This is a genomic window from Bacillus silvicola, from assembly GCF_050524305.1.
Taxonomy (GTDB): domain Bacteria; phylum Bacillota; class Bacilli; order Bacillales; family Bacillaceae_G; genus Bacillus_A; species Bacillus_A cereus_AT.
In genome coordinates this window covers 1,314,531-1,330,731 of sequence record NZ_JBNGVC010000013.1, presented here as the reverse complement: position 1 = coordinate 1,330,731, position 16,201 = coordinate 1,314,531, and the positions used below count along the sequence as shown (strand labels likewise).

Sequence of the window (16,201 nt, the reverse complement as noted above, 5' to 3'; positions counted from 1 at the left end):
TGCGAAGGTGATAATGTATATGAAGAAAATCTTGTCTATTTTACTAGCGTTTCTATTGTCAATTTCTTCCTTAGGAGTAACAACATCCCATGCAGAAGAAAAAATACATATAGAGGCAGCTGCTGCACTTCTATTTGATGCAGATACAGGAAAAATACTGCATGAACAAAATCCAGATGAATTACTAGCTATCGCTAGTATGTCAAAATTAATTGTTGTTTATGCCGTATTAGAAGCAATTAAAGAAGGAAAAATCACTTGGGATACGAAAGTAAACATTTCTGATTACGCTTATGAAGTTTCACGTAATAATGAATTCTCTAACGTACCGTTCGAAAAGGGACGCCAATATACTGTAAGAGAATTATATCATTCTATCGTTATCTTCTCTGCGAATGGATCTAGTATTGCTTTAGCAGAATTACTTGCAGGCAGTGAGAAAAACTTCTTAAATCTTGCAAATGAACATGCAGAAAAACTAGGGTTAAAGAAATATAAATTTGTAAACGCTACTGGGTTGAATAACGCTGATTTAAAAGGGAAACATCCTGAAGGAACTGATCCGAATGGAGAAAACTCTATGTCAGCTCGCGATATGGGTATTCTTTCAAAAACAATTATTACAAAGTATCCAGAAATGCTAGAGGATACAAAACAAAGATTTAGAAACTTCCCAGATAATCATCCGAAACCAATTCGTATGGAAAACTGGAACTGGATGTTACCAGGTGCTGCTTTCGCTTATGAAGGAGCAGATGGTTTAAAAACAGGAAGTTCTGATACTGCTGGATATGGATTCACTATTACAGCAAAACGTGGTGATTTACGCCTTATTTCAGTTATTATTAAAACAAAATCAATGGATGAGCGTTTCACAGAATCTCGTGCATTAATTGAATATGGGTTTAATAACTTCGAAAAACAGAAATTAAAAATAGATAAAAATAACAAAATTTCTGTAGTAAAAGGGAAAGAAGACTACGTAACAGTTACACCAGAAAAAGAAGTGACAGTAGTTACTGCAAAAGGTAGCAAAGCACCTTACAAAATTTCTACTGAAGCGGATAAGTCACTCGCTGAAGATGGACATTTAGTTGCTCCTATTAAGAAAGATGCAAAGGTTGGTTCCATCGTTTTAGAGCCAACTGATAAATACGGATTTTTAGATGGAACTAAAAGTATGAAAGTTGCTGCAAAAACGACAGAAGAAGTAGCAAAAGCAAATTGGTTCGTATTAACAATGCGTTCCGTTGGTGATTTCTTCTCAAACTTATGGTCCAAAATATTTTAATGATAAAAAGCTAGCACACGCTAGCTTTTTTATTTTCCTCTCTCAATGTAAAACTTCGTTTGGTTGTCATATCCGAGTCCTTTTTCTCATACGTATGAACTAGTAATTGTTCCACACTTCATCTAGAAAAAACCTCTTTCCAAAGGGTATTCCAAAAAGAGAGGTGACACATAATGGGTGTTATTGCTTATAACGAAGAAGATGTAAAGTTATTAGCTAGACTGATGCGTGCTGAAGCCGAAGGAGAAGGGCAACAAGGAATGTTAATGGTCGGAAACGTTGGGGTAAATCGTGTCCGCGGAAATTGTTTAGATTTTAAAAAAATACGTAATTTACGTCAAATGGTTTATCAAAATCCTGGTGGTTTTGAGGCAACTCAAAAAGGGTATTTTTATCAGCGAGCGAGAGAGCAAGATATCGCATTAGCAAGACGGACCATTCAAGGACAACGTTTTTGGCCCGCCAATTTTGCCTTATGGTTCTTTAGACCTGAAGGTCCTTGCCCGCCAACTTGGTATGACCAACAAAATTCTGGACGTTTTAAAAAGCATTGCTTCTTTCAACCATCTGGTGAAGATTGTCCTGGCGTATATTAAGGAATGAAAATGAGGAGGGATTTTTGAATGGCACAGCAACAAAACCCATACTACGGAACAGGTTTTTATCAACCATCTGGAACTTATGTACAACCGCAACAAATGACTCCTGGGCAACAGCAACAGCAGCAAGCGATGCAACAACAAGCTGCTCAGGCTCAACTTGCAGTTTCTCAAGGTATGTTACCACTAGAGCAATCGTATATTGAAAACATCCTTCGTTTAAACAAAGGCAAGCCGGCTACAGTTGTAATGACTTATGAACGTGGTAGTTCGCTTGGTACACAATCTTATACAGGGATCATCGAGGCAGCTGGCCGTGATCATATTGTAATTAGTGAACCGAAATCTGGAAAGCGCTATTTGCTACTAATGATTTACTTAGATTATGTAGAATTCCCAGGAGAAATTGCGTATTTACCTGCCCAACAAGCAACTTATGCTCCAAGACCATAAAAAAAAGCTGGCAAATGCCAGCTTTTGTTTTTTATAACCCTTTTACAACTGCAGTTCCGACTAAAATCCACGCCACAATAAACGCTACACCACCGAGAGGTGTAATTGGGCCAAAGAATTTAATACCTGTTGTACTTAATGCATAAAGACTGCCTGAGAACATAATAATCCCAGCTACCATAAACCAACCCGCAGCGCTTAAAAGTGATGATTGCATTTTGTCCATTAATAAAGCAACTACAAATAAGCCCCCTGCATGAAACATTTGATATGTAACGCCCGTCTTCCACACTTCTAACATTTTTGCAGAAATTTTATTTTCTAAACCATGTGCTCCAAAAGCCCCTAATGCAACGGATAATCCCGCTGCAATGCAACCTAGTAAAAAGAAAATTTTCATCTTAATTCCCCTTTTTTACTTTTATCATAAGCAATTTTTTCATATAAGCCAAACGATTGTGCTTTTAAAAGTCCAATAAAGAGTTACCGTTTGCATCATCTTCTTTTATATATACTGGCTCTCCAGAAATCGGCATCACCGGCTGAACTGTTGTCATAGGCTGAGATCCGATTATTTGTGATTGAACTTGTGGTTCTCTATAAGTATGGGATTCAACTTGTTCATCTAATAATAAATCACATAATGCTCGCACAACTAATAAATGTTCTTTAGACTTTTGCCCTTCACTACTTTTTGCCTTTGCAATTTCATTCGCCATTTTATTTAAAATCTTGTCGCTAGATATTTGCATTCCTTATCACCTCGTACTTTGTAATTCTTTCTCAAATTGTCCCAGTTTCTCTACTGAACCAAATACTATTATCATATCACGTTCTTGCAGTTTTTCCTGCCCCGTTGGATTATGAATAATATTTCCATCCCTTAAAATAGCCAAAATTGTTACATCAAATTGATTTCTCACATCACTTTCTAGTAACGATTTATTGACTAAGATAGAATCGTTTCCGACTGAAATTTCTTCAATTACAAATGATTGTTCTATTCCATACAGTACTGTATCAATATAATGAACTGTTAGCGGATTCGCAATACCTTTTGCAATATGAATTCCTGCCATACTAGATGGATTAATGACCTTATTTGCACCAGCGCGTCGTAATTTCTCTTCTGTTTCTGGCTTTTCAGCTCTTGCTACAATTTTAATTGCATCGTTCAATCCCCTTGCTGTTAATGTAATAAATACATTTTCAGCATCGTTTGCTACGATAGCAACTAGACCCGCTGCCTTCGAAATTCCAGCGTTATGTAATACTTGATCTTCCGTTGCATCCCCGTGTACATATAAAAGTTTTTCCTGCTCCAATATACTTTCATCTTTATCCACAACTACAAATGGCATTTTCTTTTCCTGCAATTCATGTACAACTTGAAGCCCTACTCTACCGCATCCACACACTATAATATGATTTTCTAACTGTGCTATTTGTTTATCCATCTTCTTCCTCCGCACTGCATGAAATAAATTCCCTTCAATAAGCATAGCTGCTACTACCCCAATTGCATACGTAACGATACCGACGCCAATAGGTATAATAAGAAGAGCAAAAACTTTTCCCGCCTGCGTTACAGGAACCGCATCTCCATATCCAACAGTTAATACAGTAATCATCGTCATCCAAAATGCTTGAAATAAACTAATCTCTTCAATTATCATAAATCCTAGCGTTCCTAGAATTACAACAAAGGTCATACATACAACTGCTATCCATAATTGCTTACGTGCATTCATATTATGTTTCAACTCTTTTCTCTATCTACAATCTTTGCCAGAGGAAATGAAATACGTATATACTAGAAACGGAATCTATGAAAGAGGTCGATATAATGAAGATATTTCTTTCTGCCTTGCAATGGGCACTATTTATTTTAGCTGGAAGTCTTATTGTACCAATTAGTGTCGCAACTAGTTACGGTCTTGATGGCGCTGAAGCCATCGCGTTTGTACAAAGAACATTATTTGTTCTCGGATTTGCTGGTCTCTTGCAAGCTATATTTGGGCATAAACTTCCTATTCAAGAAGGTCCTGCAGGCCTTTGGTGGGGAATCTTCTCCCTTTATGCAAGTTTAGGCGTCGTATTATTTGGATCAAGCAATGAAACGCTTAAGGTCCTCCAGTACGCTTTCCTATTAAGCGGAATCATTTGTATTATTCTTAGTGTTTTTGGACTTATCGATAAACTAGTTCGTTACTTTACACCGACAGTAATTGGAACATATTTATTCCTTCTCGTCGCACAACTTAGTGGCTCCTTCTTAAAAGGCATGTTTGGTCTTGATGGACAACACACAGAAGTACAGGCTAACGTATTTATTCTTTCACTCATTGTTATTTTACTATCTTTTTTCATTATGAAGCTACCTATTATTGGACAATATTCCGTTCTTTTCAGTATCGTCTTCGGCTGGATATTATTCGCATGCTTCGGATTATCTAATCCAGTAACACCTGTGACAGATATAATTCGTCTTCCATCTCTATTTGTTTTCGGAATGCCTCGCATTGAATGGAACATGGCAATTACAGTAGTTTTCGTCACACTACTACTTCTAACAAATATGTTAGCAAGCATTCGCGTTGTACAAAAGGTTGTTTCTAAATATGAAAAAGATCCCGCTCCAAATCGCTTCAAACAAGCTGGCATTATAACAGGAATAAATCAATTACTAGGTGGTCTATTTTCAGCCATTGGTCCTGTTGCCATTTCTGGATCAGCAGGATTTATCGCAACGACAAATATTTATAAACGCCTTCCATTTATGTTAGGATCAAGTTTTATCATTCTTGTTAGTATATTCCCAAAGATTACTTCATTCTTTGCAGCAATCCCCGTTGCAGTTGGGTATGCTGCGATTTACCCTGTATTTGCAAGCATGATTGGTCTCGCTTTTCGCGAATATAACACTGTACAAAATAAAGAACAATTATTTAAAGTAGCAGGTCTTTCAATATTTACAGGAGTGGGAGTTATGTTCATTCCGGCAGGAGCATTTTCTACGCTACCACCATTTTTAGCATCGTTTTTAAGTAACGGTCTCGTTCTTGGGTCTGTTATGGCTATTTTGCTGGAAATACTATTTTCTCGTTCGAACGAAAAGCAACTATCGTAAATTGGAAAACTTCCATTATTGCACTCTACCTTTAGAGTTGTTACGATAATGATAAAGTGAAACTTTAATCAGTGGGGTTTTTGTTCATCCCCACTGATTATTAGCCCACACCAATCGGGCGTTTACGGGCAGTTAATCTCCCACCTAACTTCTTTGCTCCAGCCAAATTTTGAGGTGGGAGTCTTACTGCCCACAAATAGCGGTATAAAATATCATGGGCAACACGCTCATGATATTTTATACTAACAATGCAGAACCTTTCTTATCTTCATGCAAAGAGGTTCGATGTCTTACTATATATTCTCCAATATCTTCATAAAAATTTATTTCTATTCCAACAAAGAAAGGAATTTTCTATATGACTTATAAAATGATTGTTTTAGATTTAGATGATACTTTATTACGCGATGACCATACCATTTCACCTCGTACGAAAGAGGCTTTAATGACAGCACAAGAGCAAGGAGTTAAAGTTGTACTGGCTTCTGGGCGTCCAACGTTTGGTATGCGCAATGTTGCAAAAGAACTTCGTTTAGAAGAATACGGTAGCTTCATTCTATCCTTTAACGGTGCAAAAATTATTAACTGTAAAACAAATGAAGAAATCTTTAGTAGTACGCTATCTCCTGAGATCGTTCACAACCTATTTGAAATTAGTAAAACTGAAGACGTTTGGATTCATACTTATATTGGCGATGATATCGTGACAGAAGAAAATAACCCGTATACCGAAATTGAGGGTGACATTACTGGTATGCCAATTGTTGTAGTAGATGATTTTAAAGCCGCTGTAACAGATCCTGTAGTAAAAGTATTAATGAACAAAGAAGCTGAACGCCTTGTTGAAGTAGAAAAGAAACTACAAAAACAACTAGAAGGCCAATTAAGCGTAATGCGTTCAAAACCATTCTTCTTAGAATTTACTGAATATGGTGTTACAAAAGGAACAAGCCTAAACCAACTAATCCAAAAACTTGGTATTAAGCGTGAAGAGGTTATCGCAATGGGTGATAGCTATAACGACCAAGCTATGATTGAATTTGCTGGTCTTGGCGTTGCAATGGGCAATGCACCAGATGATATTAAAGAAATTGCGAACTACGTGACAGATACAAATATGAACGATGGTGTTGCAAAAGTTGTAGAGAAATTCGTTTTAAAAACGGAAGTACTTGTTTAATATTTTCATTCATAAAACCTATTTGAAGTCAAATACTTCAAATAGGTTTTTATTTAAATTACAATGCTTTTGTGACTATATTTTGAACTTTGCACTATTCTCGTAGTGTAAACTTTCTTTTTGTATATAATGGAACAAAATAGACTATTTTATTTTGAAAAAGAATACAAATTTACTATATACAAGCATACGTTAAAGGAGGATACTTCATGTTATCTACACCAATCGGACGATTAAGAGCAATCGGCTTAGTTGAGGGGATTTCTTTCCTATTACTATTATTTGTAGCAATGCCATTAAAATATTTCGCGGGGTTTGCAACAGCCGTTAAAATTACAGGTATGGCTCACGGAGTTCTATTTATACTATTTATCTTTGCGGTAATTCAAGTAACAATCGTACACCGTAAATCAATTTTATGGGCACTTGGCGCACTTGCTGCATCAGTTATCCCATTTGGTACTTTTGTACTAGATGCAAAACTAAAAAATGAACAGTAATAGTAAAAAGGTAGTTAACAATTGTTAACTACCTTTTTTACGTTTATATATTTAGAATTTCCCAATCAATTTCTCTTTCACCCATATTATCTAAAATCGTATTTACTTTAGAATACGGTTTACTGCCAAAGAAACCACGTCTTGCTGATAATGGACTTGGATGCACGGATTCAATAATATGATGATTCGTATTCGTAATTAACTTTTTCTTCGCCTGAGCATGGCGGCCCCACAATATGAAAATAACTGGCTTTTCACGTTCATTTAATAGCTCAATTACGCGATCTGTGAAATGCTCCCATCCTTTTCCTTTATGAGAGTTTGCTTCACCTTGTCGAACTGTTAATACAGTATTTAATAATAAAACTCCTTGCTCCGCCCACTTTACTAAATAACCGTTATTCGGAATTTCATAACCATATTCCTCTCGAAGTTCTTTATACATATTTAACAATGACGGTGGTGTTTTAATACCAGGTTGTACAGAAAAGCTTAAACCATGCGCTTGATTCGGTCCATGATATGGATCCTGTCCTAAAATGACAACCTTTGTATTTTCATAACTTGTATACTGAAGAGCGTTAAAAATATCTTCTACCTTTGGATAAACAACATGTGTACTGTACTCTTCTTTCAAAAAATTAGCTAGCGTATAATAATATTCTTTCTCAAATTCGGGTGCCACTAATGGCCCCCAATCATTATTTAAAACTGTTTCCATGCTTTCACTTCCTGTCCAATTAATTCACCATATCCTGCTTTGTAAATACTACAAACGAAATAATAAGGGAAACAACTGCCCAAATCGTTAAATTCATTAAAGAAAATCCCATCGATAGCCCTTGTAATGCAGGTAATTTTCCTGATAAATAATCCGTTAACGTTAAGTTCACACTAAAAATATATTTCGCACCTTCCCAAGATGTTGCGAATGAGCTTAAAATGCCTCCTGCAATTAATGCGGCTAGCATAACGCCCATACCAGCTGGTGTATTACGAATTAAAACAGAGACCATAAATGATATAGTTCCGACAACGATAGCAACAAACCAAGCTAATCCATACGCCATTAAGATGTATTGCCACTGCGGAATAAGATGTACAAAATTCGTATTTAATGTCTCCTTATCAATGACGAACCCTGTTAAAACAGGTAAGTTCCATCCAGAGTATCCAAATACAAGCCCGGATAATACATAAGCAAACAAACCTACAAGAAGCAGTATGAGTGAAATGAAAAATAACATCGTCACGTACTTACTAAGAAGTATTTTCCAGCGCCGGATCGGCCGCGTAAGTAACATCTTCATCGTCCCATCACTTCGTTCTCCTGAAACAATATCAATAGCAACAATCATTACAAGAAGCGGAATAAACAATGTAATTCCTTGCTCAATAAATGCTCTTACAAAAGTCGGTGCGCCCGGTGCCATCGGGTTAATATCATGATCTAAATAATATTGTTGTTGCTCCACTCTTACCTTTAACCAATCACGCCATTCGTCTGGCAACCTAGAGTTATTCAAACGGTTCTGTGAATCAACAATTTGTTGTTGTAATGAAACTTTCCAGTCCGTTGTACCGAGTCTTTTTTGCGTCGTTTCTATTTCACGATACTGAGCATACACAAAAAGTGGGATCAAGATTGCTAAAATAAGCATGACAACAAAAATACGTTTCTTACGATAAATTTTCTCCGATTCATTTAAAACTAGATTCGCAAATTCACGCATGCTGCTCACCCCTTGTGAGTTCAATAAATAAATCTTCTAGCGTAAATACCAGTTCCTTAACGCTATGCACATCTATCCCATTTTCTACAAAGAGTTTATTCCAACTACTTATAGATGCAATATCCATGCGGCATAGTAATCGGTCACCTTCTATACTCACTTCCCTTACTTCCTCAGCATCTTCAAGCATATTTTTCGCCTTAGAGATCGGTGTAACAATCCATTCTACACGATCACTTGCTGTTTTAATTAACTCTTCAATAGGTGCAACTGTTATCATTTTTCCTTTATGAATAATAGCAACACGATTGCATATCATTTGTACTTCACTTAGCAAATGACTTGAAATAAATACACTCATATTTTCTTCTTTCACAAGCTTATGTATAAATTCCCTAAGTTCTCTAATTCCAGCTGGGTCTAAACCATTTGTTGGCTCATCTAATATGAGCAACTTGGGATTTCCAAGAAGCGCCTGGGCAATTCCAAGGCGCTGTTTCATACCGAGTGAGTATGTTTTTACCTTGTCGTGAATTCTTTCATCCAAATGAACCATTTGAGCAATTTCAAGAATACGTTCATCTGATATACCACCTAGCATACGGGCAAATTGTTTTAAATTTTCCCATCCAGTTAAATATGTATACAGTTCTGGGTTTTCAACGATACTCCCTATTTGACGCATCGCTTCTCTGAAATTTTCCTTAATAGAATAACCACCGATAGAAATCGTACCTTCTGTTTCTTTAATCAACCCAACTAACATTCGAATTGTAGTCGTTTTTCCAGCACCATTCGGCCCTAGGAAGCCAAACACTTCCCCTTGTTTTACATCGAAGGAAATATTCTCTACAATTGTCTTCTTTCCAATTACCTTCTTCACGTCTCGTACGGAAAGTATCGTCGTCATTTTACCCCTCCTTGTTCTAGTTTTAATTTACTCGCAACATTTTGAACTAATCGGTCTGCCATATATGTATACCCTACTTCATTCGGATGAAAATGATCGGAGTATAATAAATCTTTCCCGCGATTTTGGAATAAATCAAATGTCGGTGTAATATATACATTTTTAGCATTTAGCGCTAATTTCTCTAAAGATGCATTCCAGTCTACAACGATGTTTGAAGAACCTTTTAAATCTTCTACATCTTCAAAAGGATTGTATAAACCAAGCCAAAAAATAGGGCTATCTGTATTTAACTTACGAATTTCTTCTATTATTTTCTTCGCTTCATTTTGGAACGTCGCTGTATCAGGACGGTATGTTTCTAAATCTATCTTTCCAAGCGATTCCCAACCTGGAAATAAATCATTTCCTCCAATTGTTAAAACGATTACATCTGCTTGCTTAATTGAATATTGAGCGCCACTACTCTCAATTTGTTTTAATAAGTCAGGCATTTTTGCACCACTAACAGCTAAGTTTGTTAATGCAACCTTTTGCTTATAATCTTTTTGTAAATCCTCTTTCATACGCCCAATATAGCCAATTCCTTCTTTATCACCAACACCACGTGTTAATGAATCACCTAAACTAACTATTTGTAACGTTCCCGTTTTCTTTTTCTCTTTTGCCACTACATCGGTCTTTTTTATTAAATTTGAAGCTTTCGGATTTAATACATCATTTACACCTGAAACAAAGCCATATGCAAATAAACAGAAAGATGCAATTGTAATGAGTAGAATTACTTTTACTACTTTTGATCTCATATCAAAACCCCTTTTAGCCCTCATAGATTGTCCATAATTATACCAAACGCAATTTTGAAAAGCGATTTTCACACCTTCTCCATTAAGTTGTTTCTCTATCTACTAACCCTGGTAATAACTCTACATGCTTCACATCTAATTTCTCTTCATTAATCTTTTCATATAATAATTCAAACGCTTTTATCCCGACATTTTTACTAGGATGTGAAATCGTCGTAATACCTAATATATCTGCTACCTCTTGATCATCACATCCGATAATCGTCATATCTTCTGGAATTTGAATTCCTTGTTTTTTCGCTTCTGTTACCATTCCCGCTGCAATATGGTTACAAGACACAAGAAACGCTGTTGGTTTTACCGACATACGAGCCCATTCCCTGACTACATTACGCCCATCTTCCACCGTAAAACAGCCCTTAAAATTCCATGCTTCTAACGGTGTTACGGCAATCTGTTGAAGCGAATCCTCATACGCCTGTTTTCTTCTTTGACTATTAATGCTATTACTTCTTCCGATGCAATATCCAATGTGTGTATGGCCGGCATCTATTAAGCTTTTCATACCGCGCGAAAAAACTTTATAGTAATCAATATGTACACTTGAAATGTATTTTGAATCTATTTCTTCACACATAACAATTGGACCAAATTTCGTATATTCTTCAAGCTTCTCCTTACTATTTGCTCGGGAACATATAATAACCCCATCAAGCTTTTTCATTTTTAGCATATTTAGGATTTCTAATTCTCTTTCCTCACTATAATTTGTCTGACAAAGCATCATATTATAATTTTTCTGTGCTGTTTCCTTTGATATTCCCTCAATAATAGCGCTATAATATTGATCATTTACATGCGGCAATAAAACACCGATTACATTAGTTTTTCCTTTCACTAAATGAATTGCATTTACATTTTGCGTATAATTTAATTCTTCTATAATTGCCAAAATTTCTTTTCGTTTCTGTTCATTTACGTACGGATGATTATTAAGTACACGCGAAACTGTTGAAACAGATACCCCAGCGAGTTCAGCAATCTTTCTTATATTCGTCATCTCATTTTCCTCTTCTCACAAAAATTCTCCCTTGACCTGGTAAGCTTTTCACAATATATCCTTTCCTAGCAAATACATTTTGAAAGGATATACAACTATGCTTCGATTCAAATTAGAATATATATTTTTCATTGGCGGTTTACTCATTCTCGCCATCGGTATTAATATGATGACGACAATTACTTCCTTTGGACTTAGCCCTTATGATTCCTTCTTTATTGCACTATATCAAAATTTCGGCATAAGTATTGGTTTTTGGATTTTCATGATTAACTTTGTTTTTACCCTTATCGTACTCTTTTGGGACAAAAAACAAATTACAATCGGCACAATTGTAACGATGATTCTTATTTCTCTTTTTGTTGATTGGGTTGGTTCTATTACAACTATTATGGACGCTATCCGCTCTCTTCCAAAATATATAACACTTATTTGTGGAAATCTATTCATCGGAGCCGGAATCGGCCTTTACGTCTCTACAAACCTTTGCGCAGCACCCCAAGAGGCTTTCGTTTTAACTGTTGCTGAGAAAAAGAAATGGACGTTTAGAAGAACAGAAATTTCATTAGCTTTTTTATTTTTAACATTAAGCTTCTTATTGGATGGGCCAATCTATTTTGGAACAATTATCTTATCCTTTACAACAGGTTGGATTATTCAAGCATTTATTCAAGTTGGTACGCAAATTTTAAATAGAAAAAAACCTATTAAGCAAGCCGCTTAATAGGTTTTTTCGTTTTATCCCGCTATTTGTGAGCAGTAAAACTCCCACCTCAAAATCCAGCGAATGCAAAGAAGTTAGGTGGGAGATAACTGCCCCTAAATGCCCGATTGGTGCGGGCTGATAATCAGTGGGGGATGGACAAAACCCCCACTGATTAAAGTTTCACTTTATGATAAGAGATACTACTTAGCATCTCCTTCAATTCGATAGTTTGCTTTCAAACAATCTATTTCTTCATACGATTGCAATGTATGTAGAATGTAATCGTAATCTGCAAGAGAAGCACGATGCGTTACAATTACGATTTCTGCTTTCCCTTTCTCTTCAAGCGGCATTTGAATAATCTTTTCAAAGCTAACACCGCGCTCTGAGAACAATGACGTGATTTTTGCAAACACACCAATTTCATCTTTCACATGTAGTCTTAAAAACTTTTTCACAACAATTTCATCTGGCTCTTTTAATACTTTTTTATACTGAGGAGATACCGCACTATTTCCGTTTACACCTAACCTAATATTTTGCATTACAGCAACTAGATCTGACACAACAGCTGTCGCTGTCGGTAAGCTTCCTGCTCCCGGTCCATAAAACATCGTTTCTCCTACCGCTTCACCATACACATACACAGCATTATATTCATTTTGCACTGCCGCAAGAGGGTGTGTATTTGGAAGTAACGTTGGTTCAACTGTAACCTCTAATTTTTCACCATCTCGCTTTGCAAGACCAATTAATTTAATTGTATAGCCTAAGCTCTTACTATATTCAATATCTTCTGCTGTAATAGAAGTAATTCCTTTTACCTTCACATCTCCAAGCTCTACATTTGTAGAGAAACCGAGAGTAGCCAAAATCGTCATTTTCCTTGCTGCATCTAAACCTTCTACGTCTGATGTTGGATCTGCTTCTGCAAATCCAAGCTGCTGAGCTTCTTTTAACACGTCGTTATATGCTCTCCCTTCGTCTGACATTTTCGTCAAAATAAAATTTGTCGTTCCATTTACAATTCCCATTACTTTCGTAATAAGATCTGAAGAAAGTCCTTCTACGATGCTTCGTAAAATCGGAATTCCTCCGGCTACACTTGCTTCATAAAACAGATCAGCCTTATTATCCTTTGCTACCGCTAATAATTCCGCTCCGTGTAACGCCATTAAATCTTTATTTGCAGTCACAACGTGCTTCCCACTTTGTAAAGCTTGTAAAATATATGCTTTTGCATCATCAATGCCGCCCATTACTTCGATGACAACATCAATATTAGGATTATCTAAAATTTCATTCACATCTTGTGTTAATAGAGTAGAAGGTACTTCTACTTCTCTCTCTTTCTCAATGTTCTGCACTAGTACTTTTGTTACTTTCACAGGACAACCTACTTGGTGTATAAGTCGTTCTTGATGATCTGTAATAATACGAACTACACCGCTACCAACTGTCCCAAGGCCTAATAAACCAACTTGAATTTCTTTCATAATACTGTCCACCCCTCAAAAATTGTGTTTAGATGAAATTATATGAGTAAAAAATCTGAAAAACAATGTTTTTTGAACATTCGGAAAAATATAAGTTAATCTTTACAAAGAAAACGTTGCCACGTGTTACACAATCTTTTTTTATAATACATAAGGGGTTTCTTGATACACGTAATAATTCAACCAATTAGAGAATAATAAATTCCCATGACTTCTCCACCTAACAAGCGGCTTCTCATCTGGATTATTATGTTTAAAGTAATTTCTTGGCACATCAATATTTAATCCTTTTTGGCAGTCCCGTTCGTATTCTTGCTTTAACGTATCACAACTATATTCACTATGTCCGAGTGCAAAAACTTGCCTTCCCTCTTGCCCAATAACAAGATGAACACCTGCTTCTTCAGAATTGGCTAATAACGTTAATTCTTTTACGTTTTCAATATCGCCCTCTCGTACTTCTGTATGACGAGAATGCGGAGCAAAAAATACTTCATCAAACCCTTGTAACAATTTCACATGTTGCTCACGAACCTCATGTTCAAATACACCAAACATTTTTTCCGCAAGAGGATACTTCGGCACACCATAGTGATAATACAAACCCGCTTGTGCCCCCCAGCAAATATGAAGCGTGGATGTTACATTCGTTTTTGAGTACTCCATAATACGCCCAAGCTCTTCCCAATAATCTACTTCTTCAAAAGAAAGAGTTTCAACTGGGGCTCCTGTAATAATGAGTCCATCAAATTTTTCATCCTCAATATCACGGAATGTCTTATAGAAGCTCGTTAAATGTTCCTGCGCTACATTACGAGACAGATGTGATTCCATATGAAGTAAATGAACATCTAATTGCAGTGGTGTATTTCCAATTAGACGCAGTAATTGCGCCTCTGTTTCTTGCTTTGTAGGCATTAAATTTAATATAGCAATTTTCAAAGCACGTATATCTTGCTTTTCTGCTCGCTCCTTCGTCATTACAAAAATATTTTCCTTCTGTAATACTTTGCGAGCTGGTAAATCTTTATCAATTATGATCGGCATGTTGTTTGCCTCCGACTAGCGCTGCTTCTAAATCTGCAATAATATCAGAAACATCTTCTATACCAACCGATAAACGAATTAAATCAGATGTAACACCAGCTAAACGCTGATTTTCTGCACTTAATTGTCTGTGCGTCGTACTAGCAGGGTGTATGACGCAAGTTCTTGCATCAGCTACATGCGTTACGAGCGTTGCCAGTTTTACATTTGCGATAAATTCTTTTGCTGCTTCTAATCCGCCTTTAATACCGAATGTTAAAACTCCACTAGCACCCTTTTTCAAATACTTTTGTGCTAATGAGTAATTTTCATTACTATCTAATCCTGGATAATTCACCCACTCAATACGATCATGATTAGCAAGCCACTTAGCAACAGCGAGAGCATTTTCGCTATGGCGCTCCATTCGTAAATGCAATGTTTCCAGGCCAATATTGCTAATATATGCATTGAATGGGCTCATACAGTTTCCATAGTCTCTTAATAACTGAACGCGTGCTTTCACAATATAGGCTGCTGCTCCAAAATTTTGAACATAGCTTACACCGTGATAACTCGGATCTGGTTCAACAAGCTCAGGATATTTTCCATTTGTCCAATCAAAGTTTCCTCCGTCAATAACAATGCCGCCTAAAGAGCTTGCATGACCATCGATATATTTCGTCGTTGAATGAACGATAATGTTTGCCCCATGTTCAAACGCCTGGCATAAATAAGGCGTCGCTAATGTATTATCAACGATAAAAGGTATTTCTAATTCTTTTGCTGCCGCTGAAAGTTCTTTGAAATTCAAAACGTTCATTGCTGGATTTCCTAGCGATTCTGCATAAACGAGTTTTGTCTTATCATTAGCAAGTGCCGCAATTTCATCTGCTGTTAAATTTGGATTAAAGAACGTAACATCAATGCCAAGCTTACGTAAACTTACTCCAAATAAATTAAATGTTCCCCCATAAACTGTTGAAGAACAAAGAAGATGGTCTCCACTACTACAAATATTTAAAACTGCTAGCATAATGGCCGCCTGCCCAGAAGCTGTCGCAACAGCCCCTACACCGCCTTCTAAATCTGATAACTTTTGCTCAAATGCAGCTAAAGTAGGATTTCCAATACGCGTATAGATATAGCCTTCTGCCTCTAAATTAAATAGTGCCGCTAAATCATCTGAAGTATCGTATTTATACGTTGTACTTTGATAAAGTGGCAAAACACGCGGTTCACCATTCTTTGGCGTATAGCCACCTTGCACACAAATTGTTCCTTTTCCCCATGATTCTCCCATCTCTCATT

General features: G+C 36.5%; 18 protein-coding genes. 7 read left to right on the top strand and 11 right to left on the bottom strand.

Going from position 1 to position 16,201, the window contains the following annotated elements:
- Positions 1 to 13: 13 nt before the first annotated feature.
- The 3 genes from ACP6L7_RS28995 to gerQ all read left to right on the top strand — a co-directional run bounded on the left by ACP6L7_RS28995 (position 14) and on the right by gerQ (position 2,343).
- Complete coding sequence (locus ACP6L7_RS28995) at positions 14 to 1,291, top strand: serine hydrolase (RefSeq protein WP_141533524.1); 1,278 nt, start codon at positions 14 to 16, stop codon at positions 1,289 to 1,291.
- A gap of 173 nt (positions 1,292 to 1,464) precedes the next feature.
- Positions 1,465 to 1,887: a cell wall hydrolase CwlJ gene (cwlJ, locus tag ACP6L7_RS28990; protein WP_002198736.1), complete on the top strand. Its 423-nt coding sequence runs from the start codon at positions 1,465 to 1,467 to the stop codon at positions 1,885 to 1,887.
- 27 nt (positions 1,888 to 1,914) lie between these two features.
- Complete coding sequence (gene gerQ, locus ACP6L7_RS28985) at positions 1,915 to 2,343, top strand: spore coat protein GerQ (protein WP_097831426.1); 429 nt, start codon at positions 1,915 to 1,917, stop codon at positions 2,341 to 2,343.
- A gap of 31 nt (positions 2,344 to 2,374) precedes the next feature.
- Here the strand turns inward: gerQ and ACP6L7_RS28980 are convergent, their stop codons facing one another.
- The 3 genes from ACP6L7_RS28980 to ACP6L7_RS28970 all read right to left on the bottom strand — a co-directional run bounded on the left by ACP6L7_RS28980 (position 2,375) and on the right by ACP6L7_RS28970 (position 4,094).
- Positions 2,375 to 2,743 carry a DUF423 domain-containing protein gene (locus tag ACP6L7_RS28980; protein WP_097831425.1) on the bottom strand — a complete coding sequence of 123 codons (369 nt, stop codon included), beginning with the start codon at positions 2,741 to 2,743 and terminating at the stop codon, positions 2,375 to 2,377.
- Between the two features lie 64 nt (positions 2,744 to 2,807).
- Positions 2,808 to 3,095, bottom strand: coding sequence for a YwdI family protein (locus ACP6L7_RS28975; RefSeq protein WP_097831424.1), 288 nt, complete (start codon positions 3,093 to 3,095; stop codon positions 2,808 to 2,810).
- Between the two features lie 6 nt (positions 3,096 to 3,101).
- On the bottom strand, positions 3,102 to 4,094 hold the full coding sequence (locus ACP6L7_RS28970; RefSeq protein WP_141533521.1) for a potassium channel family protein: 993 nt from the start codon (positions 4,092 to 4,094) through the stop codon (positions 3,102 to 3,104).
- 95 nt (positions 4,095 to 4,189) lie between these two features.
- On the opposite strand from ACP6L7_RS28970, the gene ACP6L7_RS28965 reads away from it, so the two are divergent.
- The 3 genes from ACP6L7_RS28965 (at position 4,190) to ACP6L7_RS28955 (ending at position 7,153) form a co-directional block, all read left to right on the top strand.
- Positions 4,190 to 5,473, top strand: a complete 1,284-nt coding sequence (locus tag ACP6L7_RS28965; protein ID WP_141533520.1) for a purine/pyrimidine permease — start codon at positions 4,190 to 4,192, stop codon at positions 5,471 to 5,473.
- A gap of 358 nt (positions 5,474 to 5,831) precedes the next feature.
- Positions 5,832 to 6,653, top strand: a complete 822-nt coding sequence (locus tag ACP6L7_RS28960) for a Cof-type HAD-IIB family hydrolase (protein WP_097831421.1) — start codon at positions 5,832 to 5,834, stop codon at positions 6,651 to 6,653.
- A gap of 209 nt (positions 6,654 to 6,862) precedes the next feature.
- Positions 6,863 to 7,153, top strand: coding sequence for a DUF3817 domain-containing protein (locus ACP6L7_RS28955; RefSeq protein ID WP_071770537.1), 291 nt, complete (start codon positions 6,863 to 6,865; stop codon positions 7,151 to 7,153).
- A 43-nt stretch (positions 7,154 to 7,196) separates the two neighbouring features.
- Here the strand turns inward: ACP6L7_RS28955 and ACP6L7_RS28950 are convergent, their stop codons facing one another.
- From ACP6L7_RS28950 to ACP6L7_RS28930, 5 genes are read right to left on the bottom strand one after another with little or no spacing between them, the layout of a single operon-like run.
- The gene (locus ACP6L7_RS28950; protein ID WP_097831420.1) at positions 7,197 to 7,874 is read right to left on the bottom strand and encodes a uracil-DNA glycosylase; all 678 of its coding nucleotides are present in this window, start codon (positions 7,872 to 7,874) and stop codon (positions 7,197 to 7,199) included.
- Positions 7,875 to 7,893: 19 nt separating this feature from the next.
- Entirely contained in the window at positions 7,894 to 8,886 is a 993-nt protein-coding gene (locus tag ACP6L7_RS28945) for a DUF2705 family protein (protein ID WP_097831419.1), read from the bottom strand.
- Positions 8,879 to 9,796 carry an ABC transporter ATP-binding protein gene (locus tag ACP6L7_RS28940; RefSeq protein ID WP_097831418.1) on the bottom strand — a complete coding sequence of 306 codons (918 nt, stop codon included), beginning with the start codon at positions 9,794 to 9,796 and terminating at the stop codon, positions 8,879 to 8,881. The genes ACP6L7_RS28945 and ACP6L7_RS28940 overlap by 8 nt, the downstream gene beginning before the upstream one ends.
- A complete protein-coding gene (locus ACP6L7_RS28935; protein WP_141533519.1) occupies positions 9,793 to 10,674 on the bottom strand; it encodes an SGNH/GDSL hydrolase family protein in 882 nt (293 codons plus the stop codon). The genes ACP6L7_RS28940 and ACP6L7_RS28935 overlap by 4 nt, the downstream gene beginning before the upstream one ends.
- Before the next feature lie 10 nt (positions 10,675 to 10,684).
- A complete protein-coding gene (locus tag ACP6L7_RS28930) occupies positions 10,685 to 11,662 on the bottom strand; it encodes a LacI family DNA-binding transcriptional regulator (RefSeq protein ID WP_097831416.1) in 978 nt (325 codons plus the stop codon).
- 97 nt (positions 11,663 to 11,759) lie between these two features.
- Between ACP6L7_RS28930 and ACP6L7_RS28925 the strand changes: the two genes are divergently transcribed.
- Entirely contained in the window at positions 11,760 to 12,386 is a 627-nt protein-coding gene (locus ACP6L7_RS28925; protein WP_097831415.1) for a YczE/YyaS/YitT family protein, read from the top strand.
- A 182-nt stretch (positions 12,387 to 12,568) separates the two neighbouring features.
- Here the strand turns inward: ACP6L7_RS28925 and ACP6L7_RS28920 are convergent, their stop codons facing one another.
- The 3 genes from ACP6L7_RS28920 to ACP6L7_RS28910 form a co-directional block, all read right to left on the bottom strand.
- Positions 12,569 to 13,864 (bottom strand): homoserine dehydrogenase, encoded by a 1,296-nt coding sequence (locus tag ACP6L7_RS28920; RefSeq protein WP_097831414.1) that lies wholly within the window; start codon positions 13,862 to 13,864, stop codon positions 12,569 to 12,571.
- Between the two features lie 141 nt (positions 13,865 to 14,005).
- Positions 14,006 to 14,911, bottom strand: coding sequence for a homoserine O-acetyltransferase MetA (gene metA, locus ACP6L7_RS28915; RefSeq protein ID WP_097831413.1), 906 nt, complete (start codon positions 14,909 to 14,911; stop codon positions 14,006 to 14,008).
- Positions 14,895 to 16,193: a bifunctional O-acetylhomoserine aminocarboxypropyltransferase/cysteine synthase gene (locus ACP6L7_RS28910; protein ID WP_097831412.1), complete on the bottom strand. Its 1,299-nt coding sequence runs from the start codon at positions 16,191 to 16,193 to the stop codon at positions 14,895 to 14,897. The genes metA and ACP6L7_RS28910 overlap by 17 nt, the downstream gene beginning before the upstream one ends.
- Positions 16,194 to 16,201: the final 8 nt, after the last annotated feature.